This window comes from Trinickia dabaoshanensis (genome assembly GCF_002879885.1).
Taxonomy (GTDB): domain Bacteria; phylum Pseudomonadota; class Gammaproteobacteria; order Burkholderiales; family Burkholderiaceae; genus Trinickia; species Trinickia dabaoshanensis.
Map to the genome: position 1 here is coordinate 18371 of NZ_PNYA01000031.1, position 18407 is coordinate 36777.

Annotated in this window: 15 protein-coding genes and 1 pseudogene; 9 read left to right on the forward strand and 7 right to left on the reverse strand. The window is 60.3% G+C overall.

The window, feature by feature from the left end; translation table 11 throughout:
- Positions 1-279 precede the first annotated feature (279 nt).
- The gene (locus tag C0Z18_RS26845; protein ID WP_158244302.1) at positions 280-624 is read left to right on the forward strand and encodes a DUF485 domain-containing protein; all 345 of its coding nucleotides are present in this window, start codon (positions 280-282) and stop codon (positions 622-624) included.
- Positions 621-2549: a solute symporter family protein gene (locus C0Z18_RS26850; protein ID WP_233217510.1), complete on the forward strand. Its 1929-nt coding sequence runs from the start codon at positions 621-623 to the stop codon at positions 2547-2549. Before C0Z18_RS26845 ends, C0Z18_RS26850 begins: the two co-directional genes overlap by 4 nt.
- A gap of 41 nt (positions 2550-2590) precedes the next feature.
- Here C0Z18_RS26850 and C0Z18_RS26855 read toward each other — a convergent pair whose 3' ends face one another.
- Positions 2591-3946 (reverse strand): aminotransferase class I/II-fold pyridoxal phosphate-dependent enzyme, encoded by a 1356-nt coding sequence (locus tag C0Z18_RS26855; protein ID WP_158244303.1) that lies wholly within the window; start codon positions 3944-3946, stop codon positions 2591-2593.
- Positions 3947-4120: 174 nt separating this feature from the next.
- Here C0Z18_RS26855 and C0Z18_RS26860 point away from each other — a divergent pair, with 174 nt between their 5' ends.
- Positions 4121-5257, forward strand: coding sequence for a M20 family metallopeptidase (locus tag C0Z18_RS26860; protein WP_102648478.1), 1137 nt, complete (start codon positions 4121-4123; stop codon positions 5255-5257).
- Positions 5258-5288: 31 nt separating this feature from the next.
- A pseudogene (locus C0Z18_RS33675) lies at positions 5289-5438 on the forward strand (LysR substrate-binding domain-containing protein); the annotation flags it as partial.
- Positions 5439-5685: 247 nt separating this feature from the next.
- Here the strand turns inward: C0Z18_RS33675 and C0Z18_RS26870 are convergent.
- Positions 5686-6561 carry a LysR family transcriptional regulator gene (locus C0Z18_RS26870; protein ID WP_102648479.1) on the reverse strand — a complete coding sequence of 292 codons (876 nt, stop codon included), beginning with the start codon at positions 6559-6561 and terminating at the stop codon, positions 5686-5688.
- Positions 6562-6696: 135 nt separating this feature from the next.
- On the opposite strand from C0Z18_RS26870, the gene C0Z18_RS26875 reads away from it, so the two are divergent.
- The 3 genes from C0Z18_RS26875 to C0Z18_RS26885 are packed head-to-tail and all read left to right on the forward strand — an operon-like array spanning position 6697 to position 8832.
- On the forward strand, positions 6697-7122 hold the full coding sequence (locus tag C0Z18_RS26875) for a VOC family protein (RefSeq protein ID WP_102648480.1): 426 nt from the start codon (positions 6697-6699) through the stop codon (positions 7120-7122).
- Between the two features lie 18 nt (positions 7123-7140).
- Positions 7141-8136: a homoserine dehydrogenase gene (locus C0Z18_RS26880; protein WP_102648481.1), complete on the forward strand. Its 996-nt coding sequence runs from the start codon at positions 7141-7143 to the stop codon at positions 8134-8136.
- A 3-nt stretch (positions 8137-8139) separates the two neighbouring features.
- Complete coding sequence (locus C0Z18_RS26885) at positions 8140-8832, forward strand: type 1 glutamine amidotransferase (protein WP_102648482.1); 693 nt, start codon at positions 8140-8142, stop codon at positions 8830-8832.
- 802 nt (positions 8833-9634) lie between these two features.
- Here the strand turns inward: C0Z18_RS26885 and C0Z18_RS26890 are convergent.
- Positions 9635-10552 (reverse strand): LysR family transcriptional regulator, encoded by a 918-nt coding sequence (locus C0Z18_RS26890; RefSeq protein ID WP_102648483.1) that lies wholly within the window; start codon positions 10550-10552, stop codon positions 9635-9637.
- Positions 10553-10644: 92 nt separating this feature from the next.
- Here C0Z18_RS26890 and C0Z18_RS26895 point away from each other — a divergent pair, with 92 nt between their 5' ends.
- On the forward strand, positions 10645-12024 hold the full coding sequence (locus C0Z18_RS26895; protein ID WP_233217511.1) for a carboxymuconolactone decarboxylase family protein: 1380 nt from the start codon (positions 10645-10647) through the stop codon (positions 12022-12024).
- 405 nt (positions 12025-12429) lie between these two features.
- On the opposite strand, the gene C0Z18_RS26900 is transcribed toward C0Z18_RS26895, so the two are convergent.
- Together C0Z18_RS26900 and C0Z18_RS26905 are read right to left on the reverse strand one after the other, a co-directional pair.
- Positions 12430-12879 (reverse strand): hypothetical protein, encoded by a 450-nt coding sequence (locus C0Z18_RS26900; protein WP_102648484.1) that lies wholly within the window; start codon positions 12877-12879, stop codon positions 12430-12432.
- A 233-nt stretch (positions 12880-13112) separates the two neighbouring features.
- On the reverse strand, positions 13113-13499 hold the full coding sequence (locus C0Z18_RS26905) for a DUF302 domain-containing protein (RefSeq protein WP_102648485.1): 387 nt from the start codon (positions 13497-13499) through the stop codon (positions 13113-13115).
- Positions 13500-13704: 205 nt separating this feature from the next.
- Between C0Z18_RS26905 and C0Z18_RS26910 the strand changes: the two genes are divergently transcribed.
- Positions 13705-16050: an HAD-IC family P-type ATPase gene (locus C0Z18_RS26910; protein WP_102648486.1), complete on the forward strand. Its 2346-nt coding sequence runs from the start codon at positions 13705-13707 to the stop codon at positions 16048-16050.
- A gap of 5 nt (positions 16051-16055) precedes the next feature.
- On the opposite strand, the gene C0Z18_RS26915 is transcribed toward C0Z18_RS26910, so the two are convergent.
- Together C0Z18_RS26915 and C0Z18_RS26920 are read right to left on the reverse strand one after the other, a co-directional pair.
- Entirely contained in the window at positions 16056-17015 is a 960-nt protein-coding gene (locus C0Z18_RS26915) for a hypothetical protein (protein WP_102648487.1), read from the reverse strand.
- 589 nt (positions 17016-17604) lie between these two features.
- Positions 17605-18234, reverse strand: a complete 630-nt coding sequence (locus C0Z18_RS26920) for a glutathione S-transferase family protein (RefSeq protein ID WP_102648488.1) — start codon at positions 18232-18234, stop codon at positions 17605-17607.
- Positions 18235-18407 lie beyond the last annotated feature (173 nt).

Sequence of the window (18407 nt, forward strand, 5' to 3'; positions counted from 1 at the left end):
GCTGTCTACCATTGAATCCGGTGGGCCGCGGCGCACTGCTGGCGTAGCGAGGTGGTAGCTGATCGAGTCTGCTTTCCGCGAGAGGGTGTACGCGCTATGACCGCTTACGAAGCGGCCAGGCGTGTCCTACTCGCCGGATACGCCTAGGATGCCCGGGCGGCGGGTAAATCCCAATATTTTTCCCATTGACCAATCCAAATCGCGGGCATACATTGAGTGGTACATAAATATCATTGTACCAGTACAAACGTTTTGGATATGTGTCAAATGGAGAGAAGGATGCGCAACGCTACACGTCCGCCGGATGCTATTCATATGTCCGGAGAATGGTCCAGTTCAAACGCAGATTCATTTGCTATATGCGTAGCGGACAAGAATCGCTTGAGGCTGGGGCTTACGGCATTGTTTTTTGCTTATTACCTGGTTCTGCTCGTTTGTGCGGGTTGGTTTCGTTCCGTGCTCGTCACGCCGGTGTTTGGTGTGATTAATGCCGGGATCGTCTTTGCGTTGTCACAGTACCTTTTCGGTGCTTTGGTGGCTGTTTATTACGCTCGCCGCATGCGAGTCATCGATGCCCGGATTGCTGTCGTTGCAAAGGGACTGTCGTTAGGAGCAGTGAAATGAAATACATCGGATACGGAGCCTCTGGCAAGCGGTGGCTCGACAGCATCGCACTGCCGCTCGCCGCTACCACGATCACCTTGTGTTTTCCGAACCTTGCAAACGCTGCCGGAATGGTGCCCGAATCCGCGCGTCCCAATGCGTTCGCTTCATTTGCGGCCGTCATTGCGCTGACCTTGGTTGTCACCTGGCTGAACGCCAGGCGTGGCCGTAGCGCTAGTGACTTCTATACGGCGGGCGGTGGAATATCCGAGGGAAAGAACGGGCTCGCGATCGCTGGGGACTACCTGTCGGCAGCGGCCTTCCTCGGCGTGTCTGGCCTGATCGGACTGTACGGCTTCGACGGTATCCTCTATCTGGTGGGCTTTTTCGCTGCATTCATCCCTGTTCTCATGCTCGTCGCCGAGCCATGCCGGAATTTGGGACGCTTCACTTTCGGCGACGTACTTGCGTATCGTCATGACTTTCGCGTTTCGAAATCACTCGCAGCGCTTTCCAGTGTTATCGTCGCGGTCTCATACATGGTGCCGCAGATCGTTGGCGGTGCAGTGTTGCTCTACGCATTACTCGGCGTTCCGTACGAGATGTCTGTGCTCGTGGTGGGTGCGTTGATGCTTGTCTATGTCACGTTTGGCGGAATGCGAGCCACTACGTGGGTGCAGATTATCAAGGCATTCTTGCTGTTGAGCATGTGCGGCTTGTTGGCCATACTCGCGCTCGCACCATTCGGTTTCAACGTCACCACGTTGCTAGAGGCGGTGGCTCATCGCCCCGGTTTGCGCGAATGGTTACTCACGATTCAATCGTCTCCCGTTGACACCAAGGCGCTGATCACGCAATCGTTTTTCGAGCCAGGGCTGTATCTGAAGGATCCGATCGAACTGTTGTCGCTGGGGCTCGCGCTTGTATTGGGGACCGCCGCGATGCCGCACATCATGATGCGTTTCTTCTCGGTGAAGAACGCCCAGACGGCCCGGCGCTCGGTACTTTGGGGCATGTTGTGGATCGGCGGCTGCCATCTTTTGATCATCGTCATCGGCTTCGCCGCCGCCTACTACGTCGGCCCGGCGAAGATAGCGGCTGCCGACAAGGGGGGCAACCTCGCCGCCTTACTGCTTGCGCAGCATCTCGGAGGCGGAAGCATGTCCGTCTGGGGCAACGTACTGGTTGGTGTTGTCGCAGCGATCGCTTTCGCAACCATCGTAGCCGTGGTCGCAGGGCTGACACTCGCCGCGGCTTCATCGCTGGCTCACGACGTGTATGTAGGTGCAATCAAGGGCGGCGTTGCTTCGGACCGGGAGCAAGTGGTAGCTGCAAAAGTCGCGTCGATCTTGGTCGCGATAATCGCAACGAGCGCGGCCCTGCTCGCCAAGGGGCAGAATGTCGCCCACCTCGTGGGGCTGGCTTTTGCTGTCGCGGCGTCGGCCAATCTCCCCGCGCTACTTGCAACGCTCTACTGGAAGCGCTGCAACACGCGGGGCGTGACGTTTGGCGTGGTTGGGGGCGTAGTGATGACGATTTTGTTCGTCCTGGTTTCGCCGAACATGCAATATCCGCTGACTACGCGAGCGAACGCTACAAAGGCGCTGGCCGATGCGAATGCGCACCTCGCGCAACTGGACGCGGCGGGTGGTTCCGGTGGAATACGCCGCGACGACGTCTCCCGGCAACGCGTAGCAGCGCTTGCCGCGCAGGCTGCGGCGCAGGCAACGCTCGACTCTGTTGGGTCTCGCACGACGAGCATCGTCGGACTGGAGAACCCTCTGATACCGTTGCACAATCCCGCAATCATATCGGTCCCTTTCGGCTTCCTGCTGTTGATCATCGGATCGTTGTCAGGGCGCGGTCGCGAATCAGACCCGGCTTGGCGAGCGCTCGTCTTTCGCCGCGATAGTGGTATCGGCGTGGCGACTGCCCTCGATCACTGAGGCTCGGGCGTTATTTGGTTTATATCGACCGGCTTCTTGTATCAAGCAGTGAAGGCCGTTGACGCTGCCTTGCGCACCGTCGCGAGGGCGTCAGCGAACCCCAAGACCGTCGACGCTGTCATTCTCGCGGCGGTCACGCGAATCCCACTGGACTTTCCAACACAGAGGTCACGCCCCGACCGTACCAGCCAGCCCGCTTCGATGAGCCGCGGGATGATTTCATCTTCGTTGGAGACTGGGATCCATACGTTCAGACCAGCACCGCTTCGCACATCGAAGCCGCGCTTTTTGAGTGCCGCGGTTAGCAAATGATGACGCTCGCGGTATGCGTCTCCTGCCGCGGCAATCTTTCGTTGAACGGAAGATGTCCGGAGCAGTTCACACACCAAGCGTTGTAGCAGGTTGCTGACCCATCCCATTCCAAGGTTTTGTCTTTGTTCGAGCTCATCAATCGTCTGCGCGTCGCCTGTCGAATAGGCTATCCGAAAGTCAGGGCCGAGCGTTTTAGAAAGGGAACGGATGGTGAGCCACCTGCGAGCCCCCATATGCCAAGGGTTATACCCCGCGAGCCGCAACACGTTCGTATGATCATCGTCGATGAACAGCACGTCGCCTCCATCGTCGATGAGCTTTTTCAGTTCGGCGGCGCGCGCGCGCGAGGTCACGACACCAGATGGATTGTGGCTTCGGGTGGTGACGATCACCGCCTTCGCGCCAGCTCTGATTGCCCTGCGGAGACTGGCGGGGGTCACTCCGTTGTCGTCGATGTCGAGCGGGATGGGCTGGAGTTGCATCGCATGGACGAGTCCGTGCACGCACATGTATCCCGGGTTCTCCACTGCAACCGAATCCCCCGGACACAGGTTCGCCACGGTGAGTGCTCGCTCGACTGCATCGAGCGCACCGGCGGAAACAAAAATGCCGTGACTCGCATCGATCTTGTCTTCGACGAACTGGGCTCGCGCCCATTCGATGAAGCCAGCATCGTTGCGCTGCTCTCCGTACAGACGATGCGCAACGCTGATACGGCCCATCGCGTCCCGTATCTCGCACTCGTCGGGCAGGAACAATGGATCCGGGTTTCCGTCCCGGACCGCCATCGTCCGCAACGTGCTGCCGCCTATCTCGCGCGAAGCCGCAAGCAACGCATGGCGCGCGACGGCCGATCCTTTACGTCCATCTGCCGAGATCAGGCCACTGTCTCGAAGCTGCCGGTAAGCAGCTGCTACGGTGTTCTTATTGATGCCGAGCTCGTCTGCGAGGGCTCGCACTGTGGGAAGCGTGTCTCCCGGCTTCAGCCGTTCTTCGATGATTGCGCGTTCTATCCCGCGCCGAATGGCGTCGGTCTTGCCTTCGGACACTGCGATGCTTTCGAGGTCAATGACAAAGTCGTCCACGAATTCCTCTCTGTTGACTTCAGGTTGACGGAGATGCGCTGCGCCGCCCGAAGTGGCGACCGCCAAGGATGTTAATACATAGTCTATCCGATGCTGGGACAAAAATGGTAGCCAAAACCCCTGCGGTGAACTTGCCTCATCCGTACGTCTGAGATTTCACATAGAGAGCGAAGCATGAAAAATGAGATCTTCGATCCGATTCGCCTGACACAACTCATGGTGCGGGCGCAAACGGTCAATCCCCCGGGCAACGAACTGGAACTCGCGCGCACCATTCAGTTGCTATTGGATTCCCTCGGCCTACAAACATTCATCCACGAATTCGAGCCCGGAAGAGCCAACCTGGTCGCTTACGATTCCGCCGGACCGGAGCCGCGGCTCTGTTTCACCGGGCACCTCGACACGGTGCCTTTCGGCGGTGCTGCTTGGCGCTGCGATCCGACAAGCGGACACATCGATGGCGACAGACTATTCGGAAGAGGGGCGTCGGATATGAAGAGCGGCATTGCGGCCTTCATCGCGGCGCTGAAACGATATCGCGATCGTCACGAGGCACTGCCTCGCGTGTTGCTTGTGCTGACTGCAGGCGAAGAAACCGGGTGCGATGGCGCTAAACGACTTGCGGAACTGGACTGGTCGATGCATCGCGTTGGCGCGATGATCGTCGGAGAGCCTACTGGGAATCAATGCGCGATTGGCCATAAGGGCGCGCTCTGGATCGATGCACAAAGTTTCGGTAGGACGGCACACGGCGCTATGCCGGAATTGGGAGAAAACGCCATCTACCACGCTGCCGATGCTGTGCAGCGACTGCGGACGTTCGACTTTCGGACGCCCGGCGATCCATTGCTTGGCAAGCCGAGCTTCAACGTCGGTACGATCTCGGGTGGCCTCAACGTTAACTCGGTTCCCGACCGCGCATCGTTTTCGATCGATGTCCGAACGGTCGGCGGCTTGGACCACGCCACGCTGCTGGACGATCTTGGTGTCTATCTGGGAAACAAGGTCACTTTGCGCGCGCGCGTTGATGTGCCGCCGCTGCTGAACGCAATGGATAACGCCTGGTTACGCCAGGCAAGGGACATCGTTGCAACGGTCAGCGGGGTCTCGACGAATCAAACGACCGTCGCTTACTTCAGCGATGGACCCGTCCTTCGTGGGCTGTTCGGTGATGTGCCTGCCGCAATCATCGGTCCGGGTGAACCTTCTTGTGCGCACCAGACTGATGAGTGGGTAAGTGTCGAGCGAATACTGCAATGCACTGAGATCTATGAGCGATTGCTTAGCGAATGGTATGCGCCGGATGTGTAGGAATGAAGTAATCGGTAACTCACCGACGCCCTTGGCAGACATCAATCGCGCGTTGCCTGGAACAGCGTTCCGCATCCCCACATCGGCGGACGACGCGCCTGATTTCACTATGTCAGCCGTCGACGCCATCGTCGTTCGTGGTACCGGGCAGTGGGCGGGAATGGACGCGGTTCCGTTCTTTGGCGGCCCAAAGTCTCATAGCTAAGTGGAACTGACGTTCGAATGTCCGCCCGAGAGCGCGGTCGAACACCGCAAGTGGCCGGGTAGTGCCGGACGATTGAACGTGGCGATTTTCCTCCGAAGCCGCGCTCATGCAAAAGGCGTGACTCGGCCCGTAGTTGTCATCCGACCAAGCTGCGCACCAATGACCGCTTCTGGTCGCTTTGCCTCCGTTCGCGCGCCTACGCGAGTGTCCGCGCATTGGCCGCTTAAAGTGTCCGGCGAATCACCGTCGCGCGTAAGTATGCGGCGAATTCATGAGCGGCGCCCTGCTGATTGGCTGTCTTACGCTCGACGATCCCTACCTCGCGGTAAAACGTGTCGTCGCCAAGTGTGAGCGTTCGCACGCTCGACGGGATGTGAAGCGTCGCCGCGCGAGGGACGATGGCAATGCCTACGCCTGCCGTCACCAGCCCGACGATACCCTGCAGTTCGTCCAACTCCACCACATCGTCCACGTTGATCCGCATTCGTTTAAGAAATCGGTCCACGAGTCGCCCGCCGAACGAATTGCGGTCATACCGGATCAATGGCTCACGAGCGAGCAGCGCGCGCCACGGTTCTTGCGCAAGCTTGCGCGGCACTAGCAGCACGAAGGCCTCGCTGGCGAGCAAGTGCCATTTCAGTTCGGATGGCAATGCAAATGGAGGCTTGATGATCACCGCAAGATCGAGTTCGCCAGAGTCGACCTGTGCGAGCAGATTCAGCGACACTCCAGGCGACACGCGTATCCGCCAGCCGGGTGACGCGGCGCGGAACCGCTGGATCGCATCGACCAGCAACGAACTCTGCACCGACGTGATCGCGCCGACCCGCAAAAGCCCCCGACTCTCGCTCGCTGCGCCCTGCGTAGCGAGGCGCGCATACACCTCGAACAATTCCTGTGCGACTTCAAAAGTACGCTTGCCTGCCGCGTTGAGGTTGGCGGAGCGGCCGGTGCGGTCGAACAGGGCGAAGCCGAGTTCATCTTCCAGACGCTGGATCTGCGCGCTGACAGCCGATTGTGTCAATCCGATCTGCCCACCAGCGCGAGCGAAAGTACCGTGACGCACGACGGCGAGAAACGTTTTGAGTTCTTTCAGCATGATTTTATTGATCGATGAATCTGATTCTCAGAGCATAAATATATCGTTATTCATCCACTGTTGTTGTGTATAGCATGTATCCCAGACGCTCGATGAAGCGCATCTTTCCGTCAACCTCTGGAAGTCTCCATCGTCATGAATTCTCCGCTCCTGCCATTCCACATCGCGTTTCCGGTCCATAGCATCGAGGCTGCGCGAGCGTTCTACGGCGGCCTGCTTGGCTGTCGCGAAGGCCGCAGTGCGCCCGATTGGGTGGATTTCGATCTCTATGGTCATCAAATCGTCGCGCATCTCGCACCGCGTGAAGCGGGCCTGAGCTCGACTAATGCCGTCGATGGACACGGCGTGCCCGTGCGCCATTTCGGCGCGCTCCTGACGATGCCGCAATGGACCTCGCTCGCCGACAAACTGAAGGCCGCCGGCACGCGGTTCGTGATCGAGCCGTACATTCGCTTCAAGGGCGAACCTGGCGAACAGGCCACCATGTTCTTTTTGGATCCGAGCGGTAACGCGCTTGAATTCAAGTCGTTCGCTAACCTCGACATGCTGTTCGCGAAGTAGGGCCAACGGAGAAACGTTATGCAACGATGGAATGTCGCGATTACTGGCTTCGGTGCGATTGGCCGAACGGTCGCCAGTTTGCTGTTGCAGCGACAGGCCCACTACGCCCAGCGCTACGGCGCGGACGTGCGTCTGACCGCCGTCTGCGGTTCACGCGCGGGCCTGTATGTGCCCGAAGGTCTACCTGGACCATCTGGGCCGGCGCGGGAAGCACTGCAAGCCGGTTTGACTGGCGCGGAATTCATCGAACAGACCAACGCGCATGTGCTGATCGATGCCGGTCCGACAGACTTTGAAACAGGCGGCGCTGCTTACGTGTACATTCGCAGCGCACTGTCGCGCGGCCTGAACGCCATCGCAATTTCCAAGGGCGCGCTGATCTTCGATCTCCCGGGACTGCGCGCGCTCGCAGCCGCCAACGGCGTCGCGTTGAAATTCAGTGGCGCGACGGCCGCAGCGCTTCCCACGATCGATCTCCTTGAGCACAACCTCGCTGGATGCCGCGTGTTCAGGGTCGAGGGCATCTTCACCGCCACCACCAACTACGTGCTGAGCCAGATGATGGACGGCGTCGCGTTGCCGGATGCCGTAGCGCAAGCGCAGCAACTCGGCATGGCGGAGCCCGATCCCCGTTTCGACCTGGAAGGCTGGGACACTGCCTGCAAGACCACGTTGATCGCCAACGCGATGTTCGATGCGAACATTACGTTGAGCAAGGTCGAGCGCCAAGGGATCGACCAGATCACGCGGGGCGATGTCGACGGCTGGAAAGCAGCCGGCGTGGTGCCGAAACTCATCGGGGAAATCGTTCTCGGCGAACACGGCGTGAGCGCCGCCGTCGCGCTTCGGACCTATCCCGAGGATCATCCATTCGCGCAGGTCGGCGCGAAGATGAAGGCGATCAGCGTTCGGACCGACGCCATGGGAGAAATCATTGCGATCTGTCGGACCAGCCCGCTCGCCACAGCTGCCGCAGCGCTCAAGGATTTCGAACACATTTTGATGAAGAGATGAGACATGAAGGTTCATGTACTGCAGCACGCGTCGTTTGAAGGGTTGGGCAACATGGAAACGTGGTTGCGCGAACGTGACGCGCAGGTGAGCTTTAGCCGCCTGTATGAATCCCCGGCACTTCCCGACCTTTCCGACTTGGACGATATCGACTTGCTCATCGCGCTCGGTGGCCCGATGAGCGTCAATGACGAAGCTACCCTGCCTTGGCTCGCACCCGAGAAACGCCTTATCGCAGCGGCGATCGACCGCGGAATCGGCGTGTTGGGTACTTGTCTCGGCGCGCAACTGATCGCGGCGGCAAAAGGCGCGAAGGTCTATCCTGCTGACGAGAAAGAGATAGGATGGCACGCCGTGTCCGGCACGTCGCGCGAAACGTCGGCATTCCGGCTTCCCGATCACGCCGAAGTATTTCATTGGCATGGCGAAACGTTCGACCTTCCCGCGCACGCGGTCAATCTGGCTCGCAGCGCTTCTTGTACGAACCAGGCATTTCAACTGGGTTCACGTGTGCTCGGCCTGCAATTCCATTTGGAAGTGACGCGCGACAGCGTGGCTCGCATGCTGGACCATTGCAAGTCCGACCTGGTAAGCGGGCGATATGTGCAATCGGAAAGCCAGATTCGGTCTTCGGCTGAATCCCGCTATGCAACATTGCAAACCCTGATGCACGGCGTGCTCGACTATATATCGGCTTGATCTAGAGCGTCTGATGACCGTAAACGCGAACGTAGCCGCCGTTCATGCGTCTTTGAGAATTGGGTGGCAAACGGTAATTCTTGGCCGCCTGCTGCTTCACGCTGCCTCTGCGGTGGCCTTATCCGACCTGCACCCAAGGTGCGGAAACTATGACCACTTCGAAGCCAGAACCTTGCCCATCAAAGCAAGCAGCCGGAGCCGCACAGGGCCCTGGTATAGCCATCTTGGGCCGCCTAAAACACCGCATGACGGACTTTATTCCGCGGCAGGATCGCGAAACCTTGGTTTGCGCGGGTCATGACGGACTTTGCATTCGAGCACAGCGTTGGGCGAGAGTCTTTTGATTCAAGAAGTTGTAGTCTGTCCCTTTGACGGACTTTATTCTCTCGGATCATTTTGATCCGATGGAATAAAGCCCGTCTTGGGAGAATAAAGCCAGTCTTGGGAACAGATGGCGGGCGACTCCATACGTCCCAGGGCTCGGCGCCCGCGAAAAGACAAGGAGTATCGCCCCGCGCGCGCTGGCGCGAACCCACTCATTTGCAGCGAAGGACGCGCCCGCTGCTCCATTGGGTTCGACTGACGATATCGTCGAAGCACGTTGTTCGCGCGACTATCGGGACGGCAACGGCGCAATTCGGCCGATTCTGTTGCCCCCCCCGACTACAAGTTCAGCGAGGCTTTCAGGGGTCCTCTTACCCAGCACACGACGTCTTCCTTTCCGGCACACGGTTTTCCTAGGCGGTCCACTGGGCTCCGTCACAGCGCCAGAAGCGCCACGGGACGAACGGCACGGCCGCGGCTATTCCATGCCCGGAGGGAGCAACGCCGTATGGTGCCGCGCGATGCGTAACAACGCATCCAACTCTGATGCGTGTTGCGCATTCCTGTAGGCGAGGCCAAATCCGATCCAGAATTCCCTTTCCTTGAGCGGCCTGAAAGTCGCACCGGCGCGCCGCACCTTCGTCATCGACTTCGGTATGAAGCCGATGCCTCGTCCGCTCGCCACTTCGGCCAGCAGGAGGTGGTGATCCGCGGGTTCCGTCAGTCTGCGGCTCGGCGCATGTCCGAGCTTCGCGAACACTTCCTCGTAGTGATCGAAGAATCCGGGATTTGTTCGGCGCTGCGGCCAGAACAGGGGTTGGTCATACAACTGCGCGATCGACAGGACTCTGTGTCGCGCGAGCGGATGCCGTGCGGGGATGACCGCGACCAGCGGCTCTTTGTGCAGCGGTTCAACCACCAACTCCCCTGTTGCGCTGGGCAGTCCGATCAAGGCGACATCGAGCGCGCCACGCTTTAGGCGCCGGATAAGCTCGACGGAAATGGCGGCAACGAAAACAAGCGACCCGTCAGGAACCGCTTTCTTGAAGGCGGGCTCGAGGGAAGGAAAGACCTCCGGGTCGAAGACCTTGGTATAACCGACCCTGAGCTGCCGGGGCGTTCCCTTTGAATGCCGTCGTGCGATTTCGATCGCCTCTGCGGCCTGAAGCAGCGTCTTCCTGGCCCCTTTCAGGAGTGCGCTGCCCGCCGTCGTAAGTTCCGCGCCCGCCGAATCGCGATTGAGCAATGTCACCCCGAGTTCGCTCTCGAGCTGTTTGATTTGGCGACTTAGAGGCGGTTGTGACATGTGCAGTCGTTCGGCCGCGGCGCGGAAGGTGCCTTCCTCCGCCACTGCGACGAAGCACTCCAACTGGCGCAGATCGATTCGTATCCTCATGCAGAAAAGGTATCACGAATTTGGTCTTTGCCCATTGCATCTTCCTGCCCGTATGCTCCGTTCCACTGACTTCGAGAAGGAGCAAATCAGCCATGGATACGGGCAAGCGTAAGGACTTTCCGCAGAGGATCACCGCAGCCGGAACGCCGGCAGCGGCCGAAGGCAAAACACAGATGATCGGATCTACGGATCAGACAGGCATGACGGCCCGCTTGGGCGTTTCGGCTGCCGGAACCAGTGCCGAACGTTATTCCCGGGGTATAGAGGTGCTGAAGAGGATCGGTGGCGCGGGCTACGATATCCCAGTCCACCGTCTGGCGCAGGTTGCTCCGGATTTGGCACGATTCACGGTTGAATTTGCCTACGGAGACATCCTGTCGCGGCCGGGGCTGGATCTGCGCCTTCGCCAGATCGCCACCGTTGCCGCGCTGATGGCCCATGGCAGCGTGCAACCGCAACTGAAATATCACATGACCGGCTTCCTCAATGCCGGCGGCGAGCCGGCAGAATTGGTCGAAATGCTGTTTCAGGCGATTGCTATCCTGGGGTTTCCGGTCGCGATCGACGCCGTGGGCATCGTTCGCGAGATCTTTCGGGAGCGCGGTCTAGTTTTCGATCCGATAGCCCCAGTGTCCGACGATGGCACTGCGCGATATCAGCGGGGTCTCGAGGTGCTCGACGGCTTGATGGCCAATCCGGAGGCGTACATGGAAAAGCTGGAAAGCACTTCACCCGAACTCGCTCGTTGGTCGGTCGAGTTTGCGTTCGGTGAGATCTTCGGTCGCGAAGGACTCAATCCAAAGGCAAGACAGATCGCGATCATCTCGATGCTCGCGGCAGCCGGCAATCGTAGCGATCTGCTCCGCCTTCATATCGAAGCCGGGCTCAAGTCGGGCCTGTCCCGCACCGAGATCACCGAAGCCCTGATGCAACTGGCTGTCTATGCCGGGTTCCCGAGCGCTCTCAATGCCTTTGGGGTTGCGAACGCCGTCTTCACGAAGCCGGAGCAAAAAGAGAAAGAAGGGGCAGGCGGCTGGGTAAGCGCGAATGCAATCGTCTCTGAACCTCGCAAGGCTCGCAGCGAACGCGGATTGGCGACACTCGCCAAGACTTCTGCCCAGGCGGGTGAGGCCGTGGTCAACAGCTTTAACGACCTGGCCCCAGATATCGGTCGCGCGATCGTCGAGCACTCCTATGGCGACATCTTCAACCGCGCCGGGCTCGACGCGAAAACGCGCGAGCTTGCCGCATGCTCGGCGCTCGCCGCGGTGGGAAGCAAAGCGACCGAGACGCCGCTGCGGGTCCATGCGAATGCGGCGCTGACGGCGGGCGCGACCCAGGCGGAAATCGTCGAAACGCTGCTAAACCTCCTTCCTTATCGCGGATATCCCGCAGTCGAGGAAAGCATGCGTGTCGTCGGCGAGGAATTCAGAAAGCGCAGCGATTCTGAAGTAGGCGCGCTAACTTCCTGAATGCCGGCTTCGCTCGGATTCGACGTTCGGTTTTGGGAGCGGTCTATGTCGGCTTGGGGGCGAACTGGGACACGGGGCGCGGGTCTGTCCAGGCGGTTGCGTCGGCCGCCTGCGCGAAGAAACGCCGCCTCACCGTCAAAAGGCGTGCCTCGGTAACAGTGGTGCCGGCGTCCTCGGCGAGGCTCGCGAGCACCGGCGTCTTCGGCGCGCAGTGATTGGGCGTCACTGGTGGGCGACTCTGGAGACAATACGGGTCGAGCGCGGTACGCGCGCGACGCGGCAATGTGCCCTTACCGGTCGGCTGCGGTGGTTTATACGAAGCCCCGTTCCGTGCGGCTGCCGGTGCAAAACCGGCGTGCAACGTAGGGAAGCGCGCTTGCCGCGTCCGGCGGGGAAGTCATCCCGCTACGATTTCGCCGGTCGACCTGTCTTGACTGTTTCGACCGCAGAAATCGCTGCCAGCAGCCGCTTGGGCGTGGTCGATTCGAGCAGGAGCAGGCCGGCCCGCAGTATTTCGCTCTTTTTCACCGAAACGCCTGCATCAAGACACTTCTGCTTCAGTGCTGCGATTTTTTCGTAGTCGGATTTCGGCATGGTGAAGCTGTCGCGCACGACCTTTTCTTTCTTCGCGCGCTTCGCTTTCACCTCAGCGGTGGGCGCAACTGACGTCGGCTCGGTGGCTATGGCACGCTTCTGTTTTGCGACCTTGGCCGGAGCCGGTTTCGTAACGGCGACTTCGGCGGTCGGCGCCGTTGCTTCATGCGCCTGCTTGCCGTCAACATTCGCATGGCCGTTTGCATTCTTGGGAATGCGAACGACCTTCTTTGCAGGATTGCGGATGCTGGCTTCGCTCATAATCCCCTCTCGATTGATAAACGGTATAAACAGTATATATCGTTTTGGAGCGTTCTCCAGTCCGCACCGACGGGGCTAATCGACGCGGCTGGCCCGCACGCAGATAAACTTCTCGAGGCCGACGAGCAAGTCCAAAAGCTACGCGCTTGATCGAAGTTCGCCTCTCCGAGATAAATGACGAGTGGGACATCGAGCGCGTGCTCGAGACCAATGCGTTAGCGCTCGCGTACCGACTACAGCCGGTCGACGACCTTTTTTAAGCTCGCACGAGCTTGCTCCGCAATGCCCGCCAACGCAGCGTTCGAGATGCCTTGCATCGATGCGATCGGATCGACCGCCGCTACTTCGACTCGACCGGGCTGGATTTCTTGTACGACAACGTTGCAGGGCAACATCGTGCCTATTTTGTCCTCTGTTTGAAGAGCCTGGTGTGCCAGCGCGGGATTGCACGCCCCGAGAATGCGATAGCGGCGGAAATCCACGCCTATTTTTGCCTTGAGCGCATGTTGGACGTCGATGTCCGACAGCACGCCGAATCCTTCGCTCTTGAGCGAGTCCACCGTTCGCGCGAGGGCGTCGTCGAACGATGCGTCGAGCGTTTTTGCAAAATAGTAGGTCATGGCCGAGCCTCCAAGTCGTGAACGAGCGCGCATCGAACATGCCCAAGATCAGCCATGCAACGAGCGCAGCCCAGCAAGACGCAGACGATCTACCGCGTGTCGATGCCGCTATTGTTCATCTGTCGAATCTCCTTCGAATTGATGCCGGTCAATCAGCGATCCGGTTTCGTCGGCGATAGTTCGTCGGTTAAGGGAGTAGACCGCCATGGATTCGACGTTCGCGGCGCAAGCGCTGCAAGGCCTAAGCACCGCGGAAGCTGCCAGGCGATTATCGACGGATGGCGCAAATGAGGTGGCCGAGCCGCGCGACCCGTTGATAAAACGCATCGCGGTGCGATTCTGGGCTCCGATACCGTGGATGCTGGAGGCGGCCATCGGGCTGCAGCTCATCACCGGTGAGCTGCTCGAAGCGCTCCTCATCGGTGCGCTGCTCGTTTTCAATGTCGTACTCGGGCTCGTTCAGGAAGAGCGTGCAACGGGGGTGCTGGATGCGTTGAAGCAAAAGCTCGCTCCTATGGCATCGGTACATCGCGACGGCGCCTGGTCCCGGATTCCCTCCGCGGACATCGTGGTCGGAGACTTAGTGCAGCTATCGCTAGGTTGCGTCGTACCGGCCGACCTGCGGATCCTGACGGGTTCCGTGCTGCTCGATCAGTCCATGCTTACGGGGGAGTCGGTACCGATCGAAGGGGGCGCCGGTTCGCAGGCCTATGCGGGTGCACTTGTGCGCCGCGGGAGTGCGACGGGCGTGGTCACCGCCACCGGGTCACGTACCTATTTCGGCCGCACGGCCGAATTGGTCAAAATCGCCAGCAGTGAAAGCACCGAACAGCGCGCTGTCGAAGCGGTCGTGCGCAATTTGGCCGTCTTCAACGCGGCCGTCGTCGCGGGGCTCGTCGTTTATGTGCATATGGACGGCATGCTGCTCAGTCAAACGCTCCCGCTTGTTCTAACCGCTGTGCTCGCGTCGATTCCGGTGGCGTTACCCGCGACGTTCACGCTCGCGGGGGCGCTCGGCGCGCAGCGACTCGCGCGCGAGGGCGTGCTGCTCACGCGCCTGTCGGCCTTGCACGAGGCGGCAGCGGTCGACGTGCTATGCGTCGACAAGACCGGCACGCTCACGGCCAATACCGTGCGCGTCCAGACGGTTCGCTCGGCATCGCCTCAGTTGAGCGAAAGCGATGTCCTCGCTTACGCGGCACTGGCGAGCGCGGACGGCTCGCTCGACGCCGTCGACGCCGCTATCCGGCAGGCCAGTGCGCAACGGCCCTCGCCACTTCTCGCCGATGCGAGAGTGACCGCATTCATACCATTCGACCCCGGCAGCCGAACCTCGGAAGCGCGGATCGAAACCGTCAACGGAAGAACGCTGCGCGTTCTGAAGGGCGCGCCGTCGGCGGTCGCCGTCGTGACGAGCGGCGAAGGCGCGCCGAACGCGCAGGCCGAGGTCCTCAGCCGGGAAGGACTACGTGTGCTCGCCGTCGCATGCGGTGAAGCGCAGGGGCACCCGAACGTCATTGGTTTCATCGGCCTCGGCGATCCGCCGCGGCCCGATTCCGCACCGCTGCTCGCCCGCTTGCGCGCGCTCGGCGTTCGGCCCGTGATGGTCACCGGGGATGCCGCGCCGACGGCCGCGGTGGTGGCAGCGCAGGTCGGGCTCGGCGCGCGCGTCACCACACCGGCGCTTTGGAAAACGCAGCGCGCGCGCGACGACTTCGATGTGTTCGCCGAAGTATTTCCCGAAGACAAGTTTCATTTGATCAAGGCGTTTCAGGACACTGGTCACGTGGTAGCCATGTGCGGAGACGGCGTCAACGATGCGCCCGCGCTGCGTCAGGCTCAAGCGGGAATCGCCGTTGCGACGGCTACCGACGCGGCGAAAAAGGCCGCGGCCATGGTTCTCACGCAGCCCGGCTTGAACGGCATCGTAACGGCGATCCTTGAGGGGCGGCGCGCATTCGAGCGACTCACCACGTATGCAACGAATGCGCTAGCCAAGAAATTTCAACTCGTGCTTTTTCTTGCCGCCGGCGTGCTGCTGACTGGGCAAGCGTTGCTCACGCCGATGCTGATGGCGCTGCTGCTCGTGACAGGCGATTTCATCACGATGGCATTGACGACGGACCGCGTAGCGCCGTCGAGTCGGCCGACCTCTTGGGACATTGCTCGCGTCACGCGCGCAGCGGCGCTTTACGGCCTCGGCCAATTGGCGTTCAGCACGGGGGTCATCGCCGTCGCCTATGTTCATGACGGTATGCCCGTTGAGCCATTGCGCAGCCTGGCGTTTCTTACGCTCGTGCTCGGGAGCCAGGCCATCGTCTATGCCGCTCGCGAACGGCGGCAATCGGAGCGAACGCGACCGGGACGATGGCTTATTACGTCCTCCGTCCTCGATGTTGGGCTTGCCGTTGCGCTGACGACGAACGGCGTATTCATGGCGCCGCTAAGCTTCTCGATCGCCGGGCAGGCGATGCTCGCAACGGTCGGCTTCTTTGTTCTCCTCGAACTTGCCAAGGCGGGGGGGTTACCCGATCACTTCGGTCCGAGATGAAAAAGTCAGTCTTCGTACAACGGCGCGCGGGAACACATGAAATCTCTGGTCGAGAAGACCACATTGACGGACGACGAGTGGTCATCATCGGTGATGCGCGCAATGGTGTCCTTGTCCGAATTGAGATCGACAGAGCTCGCCTGGACGCGTGCGGCGACGATCGGGTATTGACTCTTTAGGTCCAGGAAGTCTTCCTCATCCCCCAGGCGATTGGCACTGCTGTTGCCCCGTGCACGCAAGCCGCCAGCCACCATGATCTCGGCGTAGCGCCAGGCTCCGCATTCAATCGCCTTCGCCGTCATCTTGTCGAGCAATTGGCGCGGGCTCAAATATTCGCCAGTGTCCGGGTCGGTACCCGTGAAATGAGCGAGTATGAGTATGGTGTGCCCTGGTTGGCGAGCAGACGGCGCCCTAAGTCCGCAGGCGAGGCAATCGGCAACCCCCGTTGTGCCGAGCTTTAGGTCGACGCCCGGTGGGACGACCAATGTCTGGATGTCGCCATACCTCACGTGCGACACGTTTGTCTGGAGGCTGGTATCCGCGGCCGAGAGGAAAGTGATTCGGGGGTCGGTAAGCAGACCCCTATGATCGTCGTCGAAACCCTCGTACGAATTTAGATCCGCCTGGGTCAGTCCGCGGCGGCGATTCGATATCGCCTCGAACTGCGCCGATAGACGAGGGGTCATTGGCAATGCGTCCTCGCCTGCGCGGGGCTCGAGCCGGCGGTCGACGTTCGCGGTCAAGATCGCCAACCGCCGCGGGCGCGATTCGCTGCAGACGAGCCCCTCGCGGACGACGGGTTCGCCGTGTTCGTCGCGATACGACTTGAGCTCGAGAGAGAAGACCTGGCGTGTTGCCGGCGTGACACTGCCTTGCCGGTTTTCTTGGTGTATCTGGATCGGATTGATCTGGTCGGATGAGTAGTGGTCGATCCGGTCGGAGGTACCGGCAGAGATTCTGGGCATGGTCGGGAGAGGAATAAGTCAACCGTAGTTGGGCCACCGCAGTACGCGGCTGACCTCGAAGCCGTCGTTGGCGATTGGCGCATGTCGTGCAGCAAGCGTAGCGATTTGGTCTCCACGCATGACGTCGAAAACGAAGAACGGGCACGCCACGCGAAGCGTCGGGTATGCGCTGGCGGCCCGGGTGAAGCCTTCCGAGCCTGCGGGAATGTGAACGCGTAGCCAACAACGGCAAATACGGCACAAATTCTTGAGTGACCGCTTTGGGTGCGAGTGACGGACCGCAACGGGTCGCTTTGTGCCTTGTGCATGAGAGGCAGCGCCTGCGGCGATCGCCGGGCTCGGTCGTCGGGCGCTAGTCGGCCAATTTCGGACGTTTGTATGAGCATCCGCTGGGACGCCGAACGGCCGGTCCACTTTCGGGAGCGGACATTTCGCCACGCGGCGATATCGCGTCTCTGGCCGTGTCCGATCGTAGCAAGGCCGGTCTGCGCCTTGGGCAGTCGGCCCGGACCTGGCCCGTCGGTTGTGGACGATCAGTGAGCAGTTGATCGGCGTGCGATTTCCTGCCGGTCGACATGCGTGAAGCGCATCACGCGTTCGCGTTCGCAAGCCGTTCGAGTTTCCCGATTGCCTTCGTGACTGCCGGTCTGGCAAGCATCGCGTCGTACCAGCGTTGCACATGCGGCGCCTCGTCAAGCGTCAGGTCCGGAAAGGCACGTCGCCATATCCATCCAAAGTGAGCGATATCCGCGATGGAATATTCATCGCCCGCGACGAATGGCTGCCTGGCAAGAATCGCGTCGAGCAGCTTCAATTGACGATTTGCTTCGCTCGAGAAGCGCTCGATGGCGTGTGGCATCGGGTCCGGTGCAAACTTGAGGAAGTACCCCGCTTGCCCGAAGGCCGGGCTCAGGCCCGACCCATGGACGAAGAGCTGTTCGAACGTACGCGCCCGCCGCAACGGGTCTTGCGAGAGCAGCTTGCCGTGCGTCTCGGCGAGATAGACAAGGATGGCCGCTGACTCCGTCAGTGTGAAACTACGGTCCCCGGTGGTCAGCACGGGCACTTTACCATTGGCATTCAATGCGAGAAATGCTTCGCTCTTCTGCTCGCCCTTTCGAACGTTGACGGCATGCAGCGTGTAGTCGATTCCGAGCTCTTCGAGTGCGATCGGCACCTTGACGGAATTGGGCGTAGCGAATGCATGAACGTGGTACATGGGTGTGATCCTTTGGGAGAGGTAACTGCCTGACGTGAGACGAACTTTGCGCGGGATTTGACCATCGGTGAAGTCCGGCCGAAGTGATAAGCGCTATTCCTGCAAGGAATGGCTCACGACGCCCGGTGACTCATGCTTTTCGCTATTCCGCGCAGGAATGGCAGCTATCACTC